19 protein-coding genes are annotated in these 17,097 nt (G+C 48.8%); 2 read left to right on the forward strand and 17 right to left on the reverse strand.

The window, feature by feature from the left end; genetic code table 11:
- The first annotated feature begins 164 nt into the window (after positions 1-164).
- Together R50912_RS36475 and R50912_RS18270 are read left to right on the forward strand one after the other, a co-directional pair.
- Positions 165-422 carry a DNA-directed RNA polymerase subunit alpha C-terminal domain-containing protein gene (locus R50912_RS36475; RefSeq protein WP_425497131.1) on the forward strand — a complete coding sequence of 86 codons (258 nt, stop codon included), beginning with the start codon at positions 165-167 and terminating at the stop codon, positions 420-422.
- A gap of 331 nt (positions 423-753) precedes the next feature.
- The gene (locus tag R50912_RS18270) at positions 754-1,098 is read left to right on the forward strand and encodes a hypothetical protein (RefSeq protein WP_042137886.1); all 345 of its coding nucleotides are present in this window, start codon (positions 754-756) and stop codon (positions 1,096-1,098) included.
- 323 nt (positions 1,099-1,421) lie between these two features.
- Here the strand turns inward: R50912_RS18270 and R50912_RS18275 are convergent, their stop codons facing one another.
- The 17 genes from R50912_RS18275 to R50912_RS18350 all read right to left on the reverse strand — a co-directional run bounded on the left by R50912_RS18275 (position 1,422) and on the right by R50912_RS18350 (position 17,078).
- Entirely contained in the window at positions 1,422-1,814 is a 393-nt protein-coding gene (locus tag R50912_RS18275) for a hypothetical protein (RefSeq protein WP_042236904.1), read from the reverse strand.
- 10 nt (positions 1,815-1,824) lie between these two features.
- Positions 1,825-2,055: a M15 family metallopeptidase gene (locus R50912_RS18280; RefSeq protein ID WP_042236905.1), complete on the reverse strand. Its 231-nt coding sequence runs from the start codon at positions 2,053-2,055 to the stop codon at positions 1,825-1,827.
- A 2-nt stretch (positions 2,056-2,057) separates the two neighbouring features.
- Positions 2,058-2,201: a hypothetical protein gene (locus tag R50912_RS35625; RefSeq protein WP_197072940.1), complete on the reverse strand. Its 144-nt coding sequence runs from the start codon at positions 2,199-2,201 to the stop codon at positions 2,058-2,060.
- Positions 2,202-2,348: 147 nt separating this feature from the next.
- Positions 2,349-2,681, reverse strand: a complete 333-nt coding sequence (locus R50912_RS18285) for a hypothetical protein (protein WP_042236906.1) — start codon at positions 2,679-2,681, stop codon at positions 2,349-2,351.
- A gap of 146 nt (positions 2,682-2,827) precedes the next feature.
- Positions 2,828-3,340 carry a hypothetical protein gene (locus R50912_RS18290; protein ID WP_042236907.1) on the reverse strand — a complete coding sequence of 171 codons (513 nt, stop codon included), beginning with the start codon at positions 3,338-3,340 and terminating at the stop codon, positions 2,828-2,830.
- A gap of 342 nt (positions 3,341-3,682) precedes the next feature.
- Positions 3,683-5,011, reverse strand: a complete 1,329-nt coding sequence (gene glnA / locus R50912_RS18295) for a type I glutamate--ammonia ligase (RefSeq protein ID WP_039299225.1) — start codon at positions 5,009-5,011, stop codon at positions 3,683-3,685.
- Between the two features lie 29 nt (positions 5,012-5,040).
- Complete coding sequence (locus R50912_RS18300; RefSeq protein ID WP_019910684.1) at positions 5,041-5,451, reverse strand: MerR family transcriptional regulator; 411 nt, start codon at positions 5,449-5,451, stop codon at positions 5,041-5,043.
- A gap of 278 nt (positions 5,452-5,729) precedes the next feature.
- Positions 5,730-6,266: a P-loop nucleotide/nucleoside kinase family protein gene (locus tag R50912_RS18305; protein WP_042236908.1), complete on the reverse strand. Its 537-nt coding sequence runs from the start codon at positions 6,264-6,266 to the stop codon at positions 5,730-5,732.
- A 349-nt stretch (positions 6,267-6,615) separates the two neighbouring features.
- Positions 6,616-7,869: a methionine gamma-lyase family protein gene (locus R50912_RS18310; RefSeq protein ID WP_042236909.1), complete on the reverse strand. Its 1,254-nt coding sequence runs from the start codon at positions 7,867-7,869 to the stop codon at positions 6,616-6,618.
- Positions 7,870-8,045: 176 nt separating this feature from the next.
- On the reverse strand, positions 8,046-9,335 hold the full coding sequence (gene hflX, locus R50912_RS18315) for a GTPase HflX (RefSeq protein ID WP_042236912.1): 1,290 nt from the start codon (positions 9,333-9,335) through the stop codon (positions 8,046-8,048).
- 35 nt (positions 9,336-9,370) lie between these two features.
- Positions 9,371-10,342: an AAA family ATPase gene (locus R50912_RS18320; RefSeq protein WP_042236913.1), complete on the reverse strand. Its 972-nt coding sequence runs from the start codon at positions 10,340-10,342 to the stop codon at positions 9,371-9,373.
- A 90-nt stretch (positions 10,343-10,432) separates the two neighbouring features.
- Entirely contained in the window at positions 10,433-11,089 is a 657-nt protein-coding gene (locus R50912_RS18325; RefSeq protein WP_042236915.1) for a YdcF family protein, read from the reverse strand.
- Between the two features lie 2 nt (positions 11,090-11,091).
- Positions 11,092-11,646: a ribonuclease FAU-1 family protein gene (locus R50912_RS18330; protein WP_039299253.1), complete on the reverse strand. Its 555-nt coding sequence runs from the start codon at positions 11,644-11,646 to the stop codon at positions 11,092-11,094.
- 179 nt (positions 11,647-11,825) lie between these two features.
- Positions 11,826-14,477: a PBP1A family penicillin-binding protein gene (locus R50912_RS18335; RefSeq protein WP_042236916.1), complete on the reverse strand. Its 2,652-nt coding sequence runs from the start codon at positions 14,475-14,477 to the stop codon at positions 11,826-11,828.
- Positions 14,478-14,616: 139 nt separating this feature from the next.
- Positions 14,617-14,856 carry an RNA chaperone Hfq gene (gene hfq, locus R50912_RS18340; protein ID WP_042236917.1) on the reverse strand — a complete coding sequence of 80 codons (240 nt, stop codon included), beginning with the start codon at positions 14,854-14,856 and terminating at the stop codon, positions 14,617-14,619.
- A 496-nt stretch (positions 14,857-15,352) separates the two neighbouring features.
- Positions 15,353-16,309 carry a tRNA (adenosine(37)-N6)-dimethylallyltransferase MiaA gene (miaA, locus tag R50912_RS18345; RefSeq protein WP_042236919.1) on the reverse strand — a complete coding sequence of 319 codons (957 nt, stop codon included), beginning with the start codon at positions 16,307-16,309 and terminating at the stop codon, positions 15,353-15,355.
- On the reverse strand, positions 16,293-17,078 hold the full coding sequence (locus tag R50912_RS18350) for a class I SAM-dependent methyltransferase (protein ID WP_042236921.1): 786 nt from the start codon (positions 17,076-17,078) through the stop codon (positions 16,293-16,295). The genes miaA and R50912_RS18350 overlap by 17 nt, the downstream gene beginning before the upstream one ends.
- Positions 17,079-17,097 lie beyond the last annotated feature (19 nt).

The following is a 17,097-nucleotide window of genomic DNA, read 5'->3' on the forward strand; positions in this document are numbered from 1 at the left end:
ATTCAATAGCTCTATTAAATATCTATTATCCTAAATAATAATTTTGTATTTTATGTGTATTTTGTAAAAAAAGGATTGAAATATATTCTCATATATTTATAATAATTACCAGATATATGAAGGGAGACATCACGAGATTGTCCACTAGAGATACTCTTCCCCTCATGTCTTACATTGAAATTGACCGTAGACTATATCCACGACCTATTCACACCTTAAGACAGAGATCGACCAGAAACCCTAAAAGCATTTCTCGTATTCTTAATTCGTTATATGAGAGCAATTACATCACCGTGGGTGATTTGATGAAAGCTTCATTGGCTGAATTGCGTTGCTTAAGGAATTTTGGCGTCACGGGGCAAATGATTGTCGTCGAGTTGTTAGAGGCCCATACCAAACAGTTGTCTGAGATTTCCCGCTAAGGACCTTTTAAAGGTTCTTTTTTTATTATCTCTTTTCTCCAGCTTAATCTGCGCTGTTCCCGCAACAATTAATCCTACGATTATTAGCACAATGCCTTTTCTATTTTTCAAATAATGCTCTTAAGTTATTTTCATTCCGCTTCAAGCTCCGATCATTTAGTCCTAGGCAATTACAACCATTTTAATACATTTTATTATTTTTCGACTTATTTATATACATTCTTACATAATACCGCATTTCAAATCATCCTTACTACTCATATACATTATTATCCATTAGGAGTATTGTTTTTCATGAAACTAAATACTTTTTTGGGAGGATTATCTATTTATGAAAAGGAAATTGCTTATTGGACTTTTAACTATTGCCGCATGTTTTACGGTAGGATCGACATCATTTGCTGCTGAAGCTCCATCTTCTACTCTTAGCTCTTCAACTTCAATTTCTCCAAATGCTGTAATAAAACCAATTGACGAGACTCAGGCTATTGTTAGAATGCAAGTAGGCGAAACTATATGGTTGACTGGCTATAATTTTTGGTATATTAACTATGACGGATCCATTGAAATAATACCGGCTGAAGGAAAGTTTACTGCCTTACATCCTGGAACCAGTACAGTCGCAGCTGACTTTGGGAATGGTATTACATTTTATTATATTATCTTAGTTAACTAAGTCTTGACGATGCTCAAGAAATGATAATTCTGTCATCCAAACCGACAATTTATTAATTCAAAAAATAACCCGTCAGGCATAAGCCGGCGGGTTATTTTTTGTATGCTCTGAATTTAACAAAAAACACGGTTTTTCGAATAATTCCTATACATGAATGAACCATCCTTCTTCCCGCTCCCCTCTATTTCTAAAAGTATGTAATAAAAAGACGCCCAAATCGCTCCAAGACCAAACTTAAAACACCCTTAAAGCAGTTTAATGTGATAAATGAATTTTTAATAGAAATGCACCTCAAAAAATTCCGAGGTGCATCCATGTTAGATTTAAAAACTTATGTTGTAATGAGCAAAATTCAGATGATACTGCGTCATTGCAGTGAAGTTGGGATTATCTACGACCACATATATTGTTGCTCCAGGCGGAAGCAAAACATTACTAAACGATTGCGCTTCAGCAGTTCCTGCCTTTCCTGTGTAAAGTGGGCCCAGTTCAGTGAGACCATTATAGTAATTAATAATTATACCCGCTCTTGTAGGACCGTTACCACTAAATCCTCCCACATGAACACCAATTCTTTTGAGATTTGTTGTTGTATTTGTCCACTTAAACCAATCTTGATCGGTAGCACTTTGGATGAACAAATCATATATCGCACCACCGTATTCATTCGGTGTAATGGTAAGACCAAACTTGTATGAGGCGTATAAAGCTTTCACTTGAGACTGACTATTTACAACTGGTCCCGCCTTTAGCGTTGGTTACGACCTGCCCGGGCTTCGTACGGCCCTGCGCGTATAATGCATCCTGCTCCGAGATAGTCCGCAGCCCCTGAGTAATGACTATATTGACTCTCCGGGCGTAGCAGCGCTCGATCAGCGCCACTGTAGCAGTCACCCAGGACCGTATGCAGCCCAGCCACGACAAGGATTTAAGCTTTACCTGTTCAAGCGTCAGCATCTTTATAGCCCCCCCTCTTTGACGGCCGGGAAGATCATAAACAGATCCTGCCGCCGGGTATACATGAGATACGTCAGGATCAGCAGGCCCAGGGTTGTGCCGGTTTGAGCTACGGCCAAGGCTGTGGACTTCAACGCAGCATACACCGCTGAATCACCGGAACCGTGTGTGGAATTACAAAAAAAAGCGCGGCTATAAGCAGCAGCGCACAGATGAATGAAATCCCATATGCATGTGCGATTGAAAAGGCAACCCTGCGGGATGCCTGCGCCAGCTCCATTTCTCTTTTTGTGCTAGGGCGATAGACGTTTGAACAATACTCCACACGGTTGTCCTCCCCTATCCTCATCATTTCCGCTATTGGCGGAATGATCTGCCTTTAATCGCTGCAGCACTTCAAGGGTTGGCTGCGTAAAAGCTGCCCGTTCTTTGTCCAGGATATCCTGCAGGCGGTCATTGTCCTCCAGGGCAAGATCCAGCATCTCACGCGGAACCAACTCGCCTTTTGAGACAGCCCGCCACTGAATATAAGCAAATATGATAAACAAGAACAGTAAGACAACCGACAGCCCACACTCTTCAACCAGTGGCAGCAGCTCTTGTATTGTGGATACCTCTGTGCCCATCCCCCGCTCCCCTTTCCTCTCTCTAATGTAAAAGCCCCCGGATCGACTCCGAGGGCAAAATAAAAACGCCTTCGTAGGCGCTCTCATCCATTCCTTATTCTAAAAAAAGCACCTCTTAAATTCAAGAGGCGCTTGCACTATAACCGTTAAAAAGTGTAGGCTGCAAAATTAAGATGGTACGAAGGAGGTGTTGTGAAATTAGGTGCATCAACTACTAAGTATACTGTGGCTCCAGGTGGGACAAAAATATTTCCCAAGACTTGCGTATTTGTAGTGTTTGCCTTATCAGAATAATACAAATCAGTCTCACCGAAACTGTTGTTATAATTGATTTTGAAGCCCGCTCTGATAGGACCATTTCCACTATAACCACCTATATTAGCAGCAACCCTCCTAAAACTTGAAGATGTATTGGTCCACTTAAACCAATCTTTCTCGGAAGCGTCTTGTATAAAAAGGTCATAAATAACACCACCGGTGGCCACATCAACCCCATTACTTAGCACAAGCGATATTGCAGATGCCTGAGAATCACCAATACCTATAAGAAATGGTGTTACCTCAGCGGCATTTGCATTGGATTCTGCAAAGGCTGATGCCGAAGGTATCATAAGAACAGCTGAGACAAGAAGTGCAGATAGAATCTTTTTAAATTTCAATGATCTTCCGCCTTTCGATAATTTCGTTAATCGGCCGATTACAAAGTTAATATTATCCTTTTATATGTTTATTTTCCATGGTTCATTAGAATCCATTTTTTATCATAAATATGTAATTTATTGATAATATAAAATGCCTAAATATGACTATTTTTGATATATAATGTCATTTTGTTTACAACCACTCTGCAAACAGCTACATGAAATCTATCCTCGAATAATTCCCACTATTTATTTGTGGGCATTTTGTGGGCACCACCATTAATTTAAGCAACCCCCACCACCCTCACGCCCACAAACAAAAAAGCCCCCGGCGCTTAGAGCGCCAAGGGCTGCTGTATCCTAGTAAAGCGTCATGTACTGATCTCTTTCCCATTCGTGAACCTGGGTCCGGTAAATATCCCATTCAATTTCTTTAAGTTCGTAGAAGTGGGCCAGCGCATGTTCACCCAGAGCTTCGGTAATAACATGGCTGCGGATCATTTCGTTGAGGGCTTCCTTCAGATCGGACGGCAAGCTTGGGATGCCTTCTTCAATCCGCTCTTCCTCAGACATCACATAGATGTTACGGTCGATTGGAGCCGGAAGATCAAGCTGGCGTTTGATTCCATCCAGACCTGCCTTCAACATTACAGCAAGTGCAAGGTAAGGGTTAGCTGCCGGGTCCGGGTTACGGACTTCAACGCGTGTACTGAGCCCTCTGGAAGCGGGAATACGGATCATCGGGCTGCGGTTGCTCGCAGACCAGGCCACGTAGCAAGGAGCTTCATAACCAGGCACCAGACGTTTGTATGAGTTGACAGTCGGGTTAGTGATCGCAGCAAAAGCACGTGCGTGCTTCAGAATCCCTGCCATGTAATAACGGGCTGTTTTACTCAGACCCAGTGTGTCACTTTCGTCATAGAACATGTTCTCGTTGCCTTTGAACAAGGATTGGTGTGCGTGCATACCGGATCCGTTCATGCCAAATAGCGGCTTAGGCATAAAAGTAGCATGCAGGCCGTGCTGACGGGCTACCGTCTTCACGACAAGCTTGAAGGTTTGAATCTGGTCCGCTGCCTTGATAGCATCGGCGTATTTGAAGTCAATTTCATGCTGGCCGGAAGCCACTTCATGGTGGGAGGCTTCCACTTCAAAGCCCATTTCTTCAAGCGTCAGCACGATTTCGCGGCGGCAGTTCTCCCCAAGATCCATCGGCGCCAAATCGAAATATCCGCCCTGATCGTTCAGTTCAGTGGTCGGGTTACCCTTCTCATCTGTTCTGAACAGGAAGAATTCAGGTTCAGGTCCAACGTTCATAGCAGTAAAGCCCATTTCTTCAGCTTCGAGCAGACAACGTTTGAGGATACCGCGCGGATCTCCGGCAAACGGTGTTCCGTCTGGCATATACACATCACAAATCAGACGTGCAACACGACTATCCGTCACCCAAGGGAAAATCACCCAAGTGCTAAGATCCGGATACAGGTACATATCGGATTCTTCGATCCGGACATAACCTTCGATGGAGGAACCGTCGAACATCATTTTGTTGTCGAGTGCCTTTTCCAGCTGACTTACGGGAATTTCCACATTTTTGATTGTTCCGAGCAGATCGGTAAATTGCAGGCGAATAAACCGGACGTTCTCATCCTTGGCAATACGCAGAATATCCTCTTTAGAAAAGCTCACTTTACCCTCTCCCTTTCAAAATCTCTATGTTATTTATTAAAAAACCGGGATAGCTCGCCTTGGATTAGAGACACTTGTCCCGGTCTTTTACCGGAAACCAGTTCCTGCTTAAGCAGACGGTGAAGCTGTGAATCGGATAACTCTCTACGCCGAACCTCTGTATCAGGGGTAATGACTGTAGCTTCTTCGGATTCCTTCGAGACAGGATTCATCACCTGCTTAATGCCGGCAATATTAACACCCTTCTCAATCAATGCCTTGATCTCTAGCAGACGTTCAACATCATTAAAGGAGAACAAACGCTGGTTGCCGGATGTGCGCGCGGGTACGATCAGACTGTGCTGTTCATAATAACGAATTTGTCTGGCAGATAGATCGGTTAACTTCATTACGATTCCTATAGGGAATAATGCCATATTTCTGCGGATTTCATCACCCATGACTCATCCAACCTTCCAATGATCTTTTTCTCATCTCATTGTACATTTCCTTATATGGCGTGTCAATGGTATGTGAGTTTTTCTCACAAGATTTCTTTAAGCCAATGAGAGATTAAGTGAACAAAGTGTCAGCTACATGGGACCTGGCTTCCCGCAGTATATCACATAGATCAATCCTCAAGCAAAAGTTCCGTACTGGAAAACAGTTTCGCTCAAACGCGCATCATGCACGACTCCAACTTTTCAGAAACTCCTTATTCAAAAGAAAATGTGACTGGCTAACCTTCAATCACCAGCTCCCCTTCTCCTGCCGGGGTCTCAAATCCGCTCAAAAAACGGGTCAGAATCTCTTCCGTGATTGGAAAAGCGGCATTAGCATCAAAACGCCCGCTCCGGATCTGAAGCCTCCGGCGCAATTCGTCCGGATGGACTTTTAAATGGATCAGTGCCCAAACGCTTCCATGACGCTCAATCAGTTGTTTATATTCATCCCGCTTCTGCCGCTGCCAAAAGCTGAAATCGATAACGACATGACGCTTCGCCTGAATCAGCTTCACCAGTTCCCCCCGCAGCCTGATTTCCGATTGTTCCTTAAAGGATTCATAAGCCTGCTCCGGATAATCTACACCAAAACGGCCATGTGTACTCCAAATATCCTCATCGATCGAGAGCCGGACGAATCCCGCTTTCTCCAGCTTCAGCGCAAAGGTTGTTTTCCCCGAGCCAGCCACACCGCACATCATCACTATAACGGGAGCTTCACTCACATTGTTTTGTTGCGTTAAATATTCTATCGCTGCCGCTTCATTCAGCATAGACTTCATCTCCTCTTCACTTAGAGCATAGGGGAACGCTTCTCCTTAAACTACGTAGATATAGTATAAAACTACTACGGGGTGACTTCTATGAACCAGAATAATCTCATTTGTAAAGCTTGCGGAAATAATACTTTTGCTGAAGGAAAATTGGAGGGCTACGCTAACGTAAGGCCTGTAAATAACTACTTCTCTTTTGGTTCGAAGCTTACATTAACAATTTGTAAAAAATGCGGTGAAGTGGCTTCAATGAAAGTAGATAAATTTGAGAAATTCTAATTCAGTCCTCCAGTGCAAATAACCGGACAGCAATCAGCTGAGTGTCCGGTTATTGTACGTTCACAATTAATTAAAGTAAATTGCGTTCTCTCATGCTTTGCAGGGCCATTAATACCCCGTATTTTACATGAGAGTAAGTTAATCCGCCCTGCATATACCCGATGTACGGCGCCCGGATTGGTGCATCCGCAGATAGCTCCAGACTGCCGCCCTGAATGAACGTCCCTGCCGCCATAATGACCGGATGCTCATAACCAGGCATATCCCATGGCTCTGGAACAACGTGGCTGTCTACTGCCGCTGCACGCTGAATTCCCTGGACGAAAGCAATCAGATGCTCAGGTCCGTCAAATGCTACCGCCTGAATCAGATCCGTCCGCGGCTCATCCCAGCCCGGCTTGGTCGTAAACCCGCAGCGTTGGAATACAGCGGAAGCGAAAACACTGCCCTTCACAGCCTGCCCTACGGTATGAGGAGCCATGAAGAGCCCCTGATACAGTCCACGAGTCGTCCCCAGCATGGCACCGACTTCTCCGCCTATCCCGGGAGCAGTCAAGCGGTATGCGGCCAATTCCACCAGATCTGCCCGGCCGCAGATATACCCGCCTGTCTCGGCAATTCCCCCGCCAGGATTCTTAATCAATGAACCGGCAACGAGGTCAGCGCCAACCTGTGGGGGCTCCAGAGTCTCGGTGAACTCTCCGTAGCAGTTGTCTACGAATACAATTACATCAGGTTTTAATGCTTTCACCTTCGATACCATCTCACCGATCTCAGCAACAGTGAAGGAAGAACGCCAATCATAACCGCGGGAACGCTGGATTCCAATAACCTTAGTTTTATCGTTTACCGCTATAGCAACCTCATCCCAGTCAATTTTACCGTCAGCCGTCAGTGCAGTCTCGCGGTAGCCGATGCCAAAGTCCGCCAGAGAGCCTGTCCCGTCGCCGGGCTTGCCAACTACCTTATGTAGTGTATCGTAGGGGCGTCCTGTAATGTATAGAAGCTCGTCTCCGGGACGGAGCACACCAAAGAGCGCCGTTGATATCGTATGAGTGCCTGAAGCGAAATGCGGGCGTACGAGCGCCGCCTCCGCGCCGAATACTTCGGCATAGACCAGATCCAGCACCTCACGGCCCCGGTCATTGTAGGCATATCCCGTAGATCCGGCAAAATGAAAATCACTGACATGCTGGCGCTGGAAGGCTTCAATGACCTTCCACTGATTATGATCTACAATTTTATCCAGCCGTTTAACGGCAACTTCAATTTCAAGTTCCGCAGCTTCCGCTGCCTGTAATAAATCCTCTGCAAATACTGCCATTTCCTCTTAACCTCTCCCTACCCTACTTTTACTTTGTCAAAGCTGATAATATCTACGCGATTCCAAGAGGAACGGTGTCCATTTCAGCGAGAAACCCCGCACAGCAGCGCCTGCCCCGAATGATACGAAGCAGAACCGAGGCTGTGCGGGGACTTGTAATGCCTGTACCTATGCACTTATTGCGGTTCGATGAACTCAGCTAGCTTGTAGCTCCATTTATCGTAGTCCTCTTTATTCAGACGAACATTATAGAGTACGTCATTCCCGTCATAATTCTGCTCAAGTACTTCTCCAACCCGGTAGAGCAGTGATGACAGGTCTCCCCGGTCCCCGGGAATCCGGAAGATCAGGGTGTCCCCGGCCAGTTCATCGCTGATTATCTCCGTAATCCGGGTCAGGTCATCCTGATTAAAAGCACTGATCTTCAGGAATCCCGGACCTATAGGAAGCATTTCCAGCTGCTCCGGCTGGCACAGATCGGTTTTGTTGAACAAGACGATCTGCGGCTTTCCTGCGGCTCCCAGATCCTGCAGAATCGACTGGACAACATCCATCTGCTCTTCACGCATCGGCGAAGAGGAATCAACGACATGCAGAACCAGATTCGCTTCATTCACTTCCTCCAGTGTAGCCCGGAAGGAGGCTACCAGATCATGCGGCAGATTCTGAATGAACCCTACAGTATCTGTAAGGACAACTTCTTTGCCCCCTGGAAGCTGGAGCACGCGAGATGTCGGATCGAGGGTCGCAAACAGCTGGTTCTCAATATAGACATCCGCATCTGTAAGCTGCTTCAGCAGCGTGGATTTGCCGGCGTTGGTATAGCCAACAAGTGCCACCTGGACAGCGCCGCTCTTACGGCGGCGTTCACGGTGCAGCTCACGCGTCTTGACGACCTCATCGAGCTGGCGTTTCAGCTCGGTAATCCGGTCGCGGATATGACGGCGGTCGGTCTCCAGCTTGCTCTCCCCTGGTCCTCTCGTACCAATCCCGCCCCCGAGCCGCGACAGATTCTTCCCGTGTCCGGACAGACGCGGAAGCAGATAGGAGAGCTGCGCCAGCTCTACCTGAATGATGCCTTCCCGGGTTTTCGCCCGTCCCGCAAAAATATCAAGGATCAGCTGGGTCCGGTCAATAATCTTCAGATCCAGAGACTCCTCCAGATTCCGCACCTGTGCTCCGGACAGCTCCTGGTCGAAGATCGCCGTATTGGCACCCAGTCCGTCAGCGGCCATCCGCAGCTCTTCTACCTTTCCCTTACCGATGAACCATTTGGAATCCGGGGTTTCCTTGTTCTGCCGGATGACATCGAGCACCTCCACCCCGGCCGTTTCAGCCAGCTGGACCAGCTCCTGAAGTGAAAGCTCGGGATCAATGCCCGTGCGTTTGATTTTGTCCGTGACCAGACTGACGAGTATTGCCCGGTCCTGAACATCTGTTTGGGTATCATGTGTGGTGATTGCCATTAATTAAGTGCTCCTTATCTGTATGCATTCATGTCTTACAATTTGAAATCCTCCGTCCGCAGGGTCATCAGCTCCTGCTTGCCGGGACTTGTGCTCTCATACTGATTCAGCAGCCGTACCGCCTGCGAGCGCACCGCCTTCTCAATACTGTTGCGCACATACCTTGCGTTGCTGAAGGCATGCAGACTTTCTGTTTTTTCAAGCAGTAAAGCCTGCTTAAGTTTGAGTATGGCCTGCGGCATCAGAATATAATCGCGTTCCTTGGCCATTAGCTCGGCAATCTGCAGCAGCTGGTCAATCGTATAGTCAGGAAATTCCACCTGAATCGGAAACCGTGAGGGCAGACCGGGGTTGCTCATCAGAAAATAGTCGATTTCCCCGGAATAACCGGCCAGAATCAGCACAAATTGGCTCCGGTGATCCTCCATGGATTTCACCAGTGTGTCGATGGCTTCTTTACCGAAATCCTTATCTCCCCCGCGGGCCAGACTATAGGCCTCATCGATAAAAAGTATGCCCCCCAGCGCCTTTTTCACCAGATCCCGCGTCTTCTGGGCAGTGTGCCCGATATATTCGCCCACCAGATCCGCCCGTTCCACCTCAATGAGATGGCCTTTGCTGAGCACACCCATCCGCTGGAACAGCTTCGCAACAATCCGTGCTACGGTTGTTTTGCCTGTACCGGGATTTCCCTTGAAGACCATATGATAGGCCTGGCCCCCGCTGGCAAGTCCAGCTTCACTGCGCATCTGTGCTACCTGGAGCAGGGCATATATCTCAAAAACTAGCTCTTTGATATTATCCAGACCTACTAACGCGTCCAGTTCCCGGCTGAGTTCCTGGAACAGTCCGCTGTGGCTGTGGTTTTTTAGGGGTACCGGGCCGCTGGCACTGTCTGCGGGTGAGCTGGCCACCGGCGCCGGATCCTGATTCCTCAGCACAATATTGATCTGCCGTGACGGTCTTCCTTCATCCCGTCCACTTGCCGCCGCTACATGTCCGTTCACCTTATTCACCTCATTATACAGGGCTGACTTGCTCTAAACAGTCTATTCCGGTACAGGGGGTGTTATTAGCAGTTTCCGAAATTAGCAGATTTATAAAGATAACTGCTGCATTTTCCATTTGGTATAGGCGAGAATTTCGCGTGTCTTGTACTTGAACATTGACATGACCTTAGACTCCGTAACCCCAAGCTCCGGGTTCGTGAACTTAAGCTCACGTGCAATCTCCAGCGCACGGCGGCCATGGAAATCATGCGTAATGATAACCGCAGAAGACAAGCCCTCCTGCTGCATGACTGCCTTACTGAACAGAAGATTCTCATAGGTGCTGGTAGACTGCTTCTCCAGATAGATCACATCCTCCGGAACACCATGTGCCGCCAGATACCTCTTCATTCCCTCGGCTTCAGTATACTTGTTATCCGGGTGATCCAGACCTCCTGAAACCACAAAATGGGTGAATGCTCCTGAACGATAGAGCTCAAGCGCGTAATCCAGCCGCTCCTTCAGACCCGGACTGGGTTCATCCCCCCACATCGACATGCCCAGAATTACACCCGCATCCGCTTTCACCATTGGCGCGGTTGTTTCTGCACCATTAATTCTGCTAAGTGCCACAGCGCACCAGATCAGTCCGGCAACGATGAGCAGAATCAGTGCAGCCCACAACATTCGCTTCATACGGTAATGGCGCTTCCGGGTGACTCTGCGAATAGGGGAGGATCCTCTTTGATAGACATACCATTCCATTATTATTTCCTCCTGAACTCTCCGTGATGAAATAATTCGGCACGGTGCTTCAGTGAAAGGGAGAAATAAGGGAAGGCATGAGCATCGATACTGCGCAGTATCGTATTTGCTGTAGACCAGGCTAAATTATAGTCACTGTCTGTTATGTCGTCCCGTTCCAGCGCTTCCTCCAGCTCATCCTCATCCAGCAAGAACACTTCACCGTTCCACAGCACCACAACATCCAGGTATAAATCATCAAACCAGGGAACCCCTTGGTCAGTTACTCCCTGAACCTTGCAGGTGTCGATATACCATTGTACAATATTCTGCCGTTCGTCAAACATGGCCGTCACAATATAGTGGCTGTCTTTGGGAAAATACTGCAGCCATGAATACCCTTTGTCCGCAATGCGGTATGTATGCCTGCCATAGCTCTTCCACAGCGGCTCCTTCAGCCCGTAAATGGTATACAGTGTAATGTACCCACTGAATTCCCGGGTTTCCACATAGCGGCAGGCAAAATGGCGGCGCGTAATCCGGCGCCAGTTGGCCCGGTCTCCGAATTTACGTTTCATATGAATAACCCTCTCAGATAATGGTGCCTTCAGCTTAACACATTTCGCGTAGACACTCAAAATATCACAGTGATCCAAGTCACCAGAAAACCCCGCCAGCCGGGAATTCTGCAGCATGCAGAGCGCTCCGGACTGCCGGGGTCAAATGTTTCCATGGATTTCAATTAAACCGCTGCTACCTACTGCGTAGTATTAGCGCCTTCTACAAAACCGGCGTTCGGATCGCTGCCCGGATCTGTAGCGGGATCCGTTACAGGTTCGCCAGTAGTCGCGGTTGCTTCCGGAGCCGGCGTTGGCAGCGGTGTGCTTTGCACTGGAGGCGGTGTTATTTCAGGCGGAGGTGTTACTGTTCCGCCGTTATTGCCGCTGCCTCCATTGCCGTTGCCGTTACCATTACCATTACCATTACCATTACCGTTACCATTGCCATTACCATTACCATTTCCGTTCCCGTTGTTGCCGGAGCCGTCATCACCCGGAATACCGCCGTTTCCGGAGTTGCCGCCGTTGCCAGTGTCATCCGTAGGCAGATTCGGATCGAGTGTTGGTTCAGGTTCCGGCGTTTGTAGTTCATCCTGCACGGACACTGTTACGATATCCGAAGGCTCACTTTCCACATCAAGCTCCGGATAATAAGCTCTTACATAATATTCATAAGACAGTCCCGGCATCGCACTTATATCACCAACACTAGCAGCGCTCGTGTTAAGAAGCTGAGTAAAATCTGCTTCTGAGGTTTCCCGGCGGTATATGCGGTAGTCCACCCCTGCAGCTTCAACCGGGTTCCAGCTGAGGTTGACCGTCATGGTCGAGGCATCATAAGCCGCCTGCAGACCGGTTACAACCGGAGTCGCCTCAGGTGTCGGTGTGGCTTCAACCTCTGCCGAGCCTTTGGGAACCGGGAACGATTTGGCAGGAACGCCTTCCAGCGCTTCCTCCATGACCTTGCCCCAGAAGGCTGCCGCAAGCGGACTGCTGTTCTTGAGCAGATGTTTCTTGCTTGGCTTGTCATAGCCCATCCAGACCGCGGCTGTCCATTCCGGTGTATAGCCGACGAACCAGACATCGCGGTTAGAGCTGATTCCTTCGTAGCCGCTCTGGGTGGTTCCTGTCTTACCGGCTACCGGACGGTTAATTCTAGCTTTTTTACCAGTGCCGTCCTGTACGACCTTCTGCATCATCTCAGTCATCTGATAAGCCGTGTCCTCGCTCATCACCCGTTCAGCGGTGGTATTGGCCTTATAGACCGTCTTGTCGTCGCTGTCGGCAATCGACTTAATGGAGTAGGCATTCCGCAGCTCTCCACCATTGGCAAATGCGCTGTAGGCCTGGGCCATCTCCAGTGTATTGGTCCCTTCACTCATCCCGCCGAGGGCAAGCGACAGGTTCTTGTCTTCATCCTTCAGATTGATGCCAAGCTTCTTGGCGAACTGGAAGCCGGTGTTCACACCGATCTCATTCAGCAGCCATACCGCCGGAATATTCTCTGATTTCGTCAAGGCATCCGCCATGCTAATCGTTGTCGAATAGCCATGCAGGTTGTTCGGGCAATATTTGCCGAAGCACTGCTTCTCATTGCTCAGCCTCGAATCATTCGTGAACTTGCCGGATTCCAGCGCCGGTGCGTAGGCAACCAGCGGTTTGAACGCTGACCCCGGGGAACGGCGGCTGCCGTCAACGCGGCTATAGCCTTTCTTCTCATAATTGCGACCGCCCATGAGCGCCACAATACTGCCGTTCTCCTGGTTGATGATCGTCATCGAACCCTGCACCAGCTCATCGTCCACGCTTTTCTCGAAATTCTCACTGTCGGCAAAAGCATCCTCAATGGTCTCCTGGGCATGCTTATCCATCGTTGTATAGATCTTGTAACCGCCAATATTCAGATCATCTTCGGTAAGCCCGAATTTATCCTCAGCCTCGTCAATAGCATAATCAATAAATGCCTGGTAATGCTGCTTGCTGCTCTCAGGTGGCGTATAGTTATAGTCAACTGCCTTAGCCTCATCCATCTGTTCCTTCGTGATCGCTTTCTGATCATACATAAGCTGCAGCACAACCGCGCGGCGTTCCTTGGACAGCTCCGGATTACGCAGCGGATTATAGCGGGAAGGCCCCTTCGGCATGGCAGCCAGTGTAGCCATTTGCCACAGCTCCAGCTTGTTCAAATCACTTTCACCGAAATAACGGATAGAGGCGGCCTTGATGCCGTAGATGGTTCCCCCGAAAGGTATCCGGTTCAAATACATCGTGATAATTTCTTCTTTGGTATGCTTATTCTCCAGCGCAACAGCAATCGAAACCTCTGTCGCTTTGCGGAAGAAGGTCTTATCCCGGGTCAGGAAGATATTTTTCGCGAGCTGCTGGGTGATGGTGCTTCCGCCTTCAACCATGCTGCGTGCCGCAATATCCTTCACCGCTGCCCGTCCGATGGACCAGATATCTACACCTTTGTGATCGAAAAACCTTTTATCCTCGGTAGCTACAAAAGCGGTGATCAGCATCTTGGGAAGATCCTCGTATTCTACGGGATCACTTTTCTCCAGGGCGAGCTCCCCGATCAGATTCGCATTCCGGTCAAAAATCTGCGTCGGTGGATTTACCGTCAATTTGCCCTGGTTCTCCTCCAGCAGCTTCTGGCCGTTCAGCATAATGAACAAATAGCCGCCCAGCGCACAAAAAATCGCCAGTGCCGTTGCAAAAAACAAACTCCACAATACACGTTTCTTGGTTAGAAATTTTTTCTTTTTCTTTGGTTTCCCTTTGGAATTCGGCGTATTGCTACCTCTGTCTCTATTGCCGCCATTCCTGGTTAGTTGGTCTCTGGACATGTTGCCTCCTGACTCCCTTAGCGGAAAAATCATGAATTATGGTCATGAATGAAAAGAACAACCTTCACAGGTTGCTCTCTCACACTCTCTATTCAAACGATTGATAAACAAAAAGGTTTCGCTTCAAGACTGTAAAATCTTAAATCTCGGTATTATTGTCCTGCATCAGCGATACGCTGCGCTGTGGTGTAAACGTGGAAATCGCATGCTTGTACACCATCTGCTGGCGCCCGTCGCTGTCGATGACAATCGTAAAGTTGTCGAAGGCTTTGATAATTCCCCGGATTTGGAAACCGTTGGTCAAATATACTGTAGCAGGGATATTCTCTTTGCGTAGTTGGTTCAAGAACGTATCTTGGATGTTAATGGACTTGTTCATATGACGTACCCCCAATGGTTCAATTAGATTGTTCGTAAGTATATTCAACACCTTAGAGAAACTTTCCTGCTATTATACCATGTATTCTGCAAGCACAGCAATGTAATAAAACAGGCTTAGATATGGTATGTAAAACGTTAACACATAGATGAAATCAGCTCATTTATTAAACCCCTCCACTACATATTAAATCTTCGGAGCCCTTCCGGTCAATCTCCATGCCTTCAGCATCAGCTGCGGTCCCGCTTTCAACCGGTTTATCCGGCACAGCAAATCCTCTAATTCAGCAGTGACGCGGGAAGCTTCCGCATAGTCACTCTGGGCAGCTGCTCTGATCCCGTCTTTTCATTTGGGTCCCCCGGTTCTTTGTACATTCGGCAAAAAGAGGCATGAAGCGGGATGTAAAAAGATGCTTCCGGTAAAGCGCGAATACGCTTTGGAAGCATCCTACATGTTCGTGCAGCCAAGAATGGATTTAATGGGGTAACCTCAAGAGTTATATTGAATTTGCAAAGGTTTGCGCAATTTTATGCTGAATGATTGCGAAAATCTCATGATAGTCCAGACTCTCCTCCACGTCGATCCACTGAATCTCCTTCATGTGGCGAAACCAGGATAACTGTCTTTTGGCAAAACGGCGGGTATCGCGCTTCAGCAGGATCACAGCTTCCTCAAGCGTTGTCTCTCCCTCCAGATAGGCGGCAATCTCTTTGTAGCCCAGTCCCTGCATAGATACAAGGCTTCTGCTGTAGCCGCGCTCAAGCAGTCCCTGAACTTCAGCGACGAGTCCTTGCGCCACCATCTGATCAATCCGTTCTTCAATACGTTTATATAGTTTTTTACGGTCCATAGTCAGCCCTATGAGGCATAACTCATAAGGGGATTCCTTCTTTTGCTCAGAAAGAGAGTCGGAAAGCGGAATGTTAGTCTGATGATAGATTTCCAGCGCGCGGATAATTCTTCTCCGGTCATTGGGATGCAGCCGCTCCGCACTGGCCGGATCTACCGCCGCCAGCCGGGCATGCAGCGCTTCCGCCCCATGCTCTTCAGCGTAAGCATCCTGCTCGCTGCGGAAGGCCTCATCCGCCACCGCCTCGGAGAAGCGGAATCCGTAGCACAGGGACTCAATATACAGTCCTGTTCCGCCAACAATAAAAGGCAGCCTGCCCCTGCTGCTGATCTCTTCGATCAGCCGGGTTCCCTGCTCCTGGAATTCTGCGGTGGAATAGGCATCAAGCGGATCATGAATATCAATCAGATGATGGGGAATCCCCTTCATCTCAGCTTCGGTGATCTTCGCCGTGCCGATATCCATACCACGGTAGACCTGCATGGAATCCCCTGATATGATCTCGGCACCGAAAGCTCCGGCCAGCTCCAGGCTCAGCCTGGTCTTCCCGACTGCGGTCGGACCGAGCAGCACGAGTACCTTGCGTTTAGTCTCTGTTGTCAATGGTGATCACCCCGTACGATGTTTTGGCGCTCGTTCTCAGCAGCTCCGTGAAGCCCAGACGGGCGAACTCTCCGCTCAGCGCCTTTTCCTTCAGCAGCACAGTCTTGCGTGCAACCCTGACCGCTTCAGCCACGCTCTCCGTCGACAACGCGGCGGGATTGGCGAACTTACGCAGCGGTGAAATCGCCGCTGAATCCGTCATCGGCACCCGGAACATCGGGTCGAAATAAACAATATCAATGCTGTTGTCCGGCTGAGCCTTCAAATACTCCAGATGGTCGCCCAGCCGGACGTCGATGCGGCGCAGGGCTTCATTCACCTTAATCTGGCCTGAAACATATTGGCTCATCCCCTCCAGCAGCAGCGCGTATAACGGCAGTGAGCTCTCCAGTGCCGTAACCCGGGAATGCTCCCCACCAGTGACGGCAAACAGCAGGGAGTCTCCCCCCAGCCCTGCCGTACAATCCAGCACGCTGTCGCCGGGCAGCATGCCTGCTGCATCAATCATGGGGTCTGACTCGCCTCTTATAATCCGCTTCGCCCGGACAAACCCCATGCTGGGATGGAACTCCATAGGTGGCATTTCCGGCGTGATCAGCCGGACCGCCTCCTGCAGAACGACCAGAACCTGTTCGTCCCCATAGTGATCCACAAGCTTCGCCATGGATAGCTTGGCACGGGGCGCATAGAGACAGCCGGTGCGCTCAGCCAGAGTCCTGGCCCGTTCTACAATTTCCGGTATCGGGTTAAAGCCCGTGGTTATAATCATGTTGCCTCCGATCTTGCTC

Origin of the sequence: Paenibacillus sp. FSL R5-0912 (assembly GCF_000758605.1) — a bacterium.
Taxonomy (GTDB): domain Bacteria; phylum Bacillota; class Bacilli; order Paenibacillales; family Paenibacillaceae; genus Paenibacillus_AQ.

Coding starts and splice junctions, on each gene's coding strand:
- R50912_RS18270 (WP_042137886.1), top strand. CDS start 754: ATGAAAAGGAAATTGCTTATTGGACTTTTAACTATTGCCGCATGTTTT.
- R50912_RS18310 (WP_042236909.1), bottom strand. CDS start 7,869: ATGGCAGTATTTGCAGAGGATTTATTACAGGCAGCGGAAGCTGCGGAA.
- R50912_RS18350 (WP_042236921.1), bottom strand. CDS start 17,078: ATGATTATAACCACGGGCTTTAACCCGATACCGGAAATTGTAGAACGG.
- hflX (WP_042236912.1), bottom strand. CDS start 9,335: ATGGCAATCACCACACATGATACCCAAACAGATGTTCAGGACCGGGCA.
- R50912_RS36475 (WP_425497131.1), top strand. CDS start 165: ATGTCTTACATTGAAATTGACCGTAGACTATATCCACGACCTATTCAC.
- R50912_RS18330 (WP_039299253.1), bottom strand. CDS start 11,646: ATGAAACGTAAATTCGGAGACCGGGCCAACTGGCGCCGGATTACGCGC.
- R50912_RS18325 (WP_042236915.1), bottom strand. CDS start 11,089: ATGGAATGGTATGTCTATCAAAGAGGATCCTCCCCTATTCGCAGAGTC.
- R50912_RS18305 (WP_042236908.1), bottom strand. CDS start 6,266: ATGCTGAATGAAGCGGCAGCGATAGAATATTTAACGCAACAAAACAAT.
- R50912_RS18300 (WP_019910684.1), bottom strand. CDS start 5,451: ATGGGTGATGAAATCCGCAGAAATATGGCATTATTCCCTATAGGAATC.
- R50912_RS18335 (WP_042236916.1), bottom strand. CDS start 14,477: ATGTCCAGAGACCAACTAACCAGGAATGGCGGCAATAGAGACAGAGGT.
- R50912_RS18280 (WP_042236905.1), bottom strand. CDS start 2,055: ATGCTGACGCTTGAACAGGTAAAGCTTAAATCCTTGTCGTGGCTGGGC.
- hfq (WP_042236917.1), bottom strand. CDS start 14,856: ATGAACAAGTCCATTAACATCCAAGATACGTTCTTGAACCAACTACGC.
- R50912_RS18285 (WP_042236906.1), bottom strand. CDS start 2,681: ATGGGCACAGAGGTATCCACAATACAAGAGCTGCTGCCACTGGTTGAA.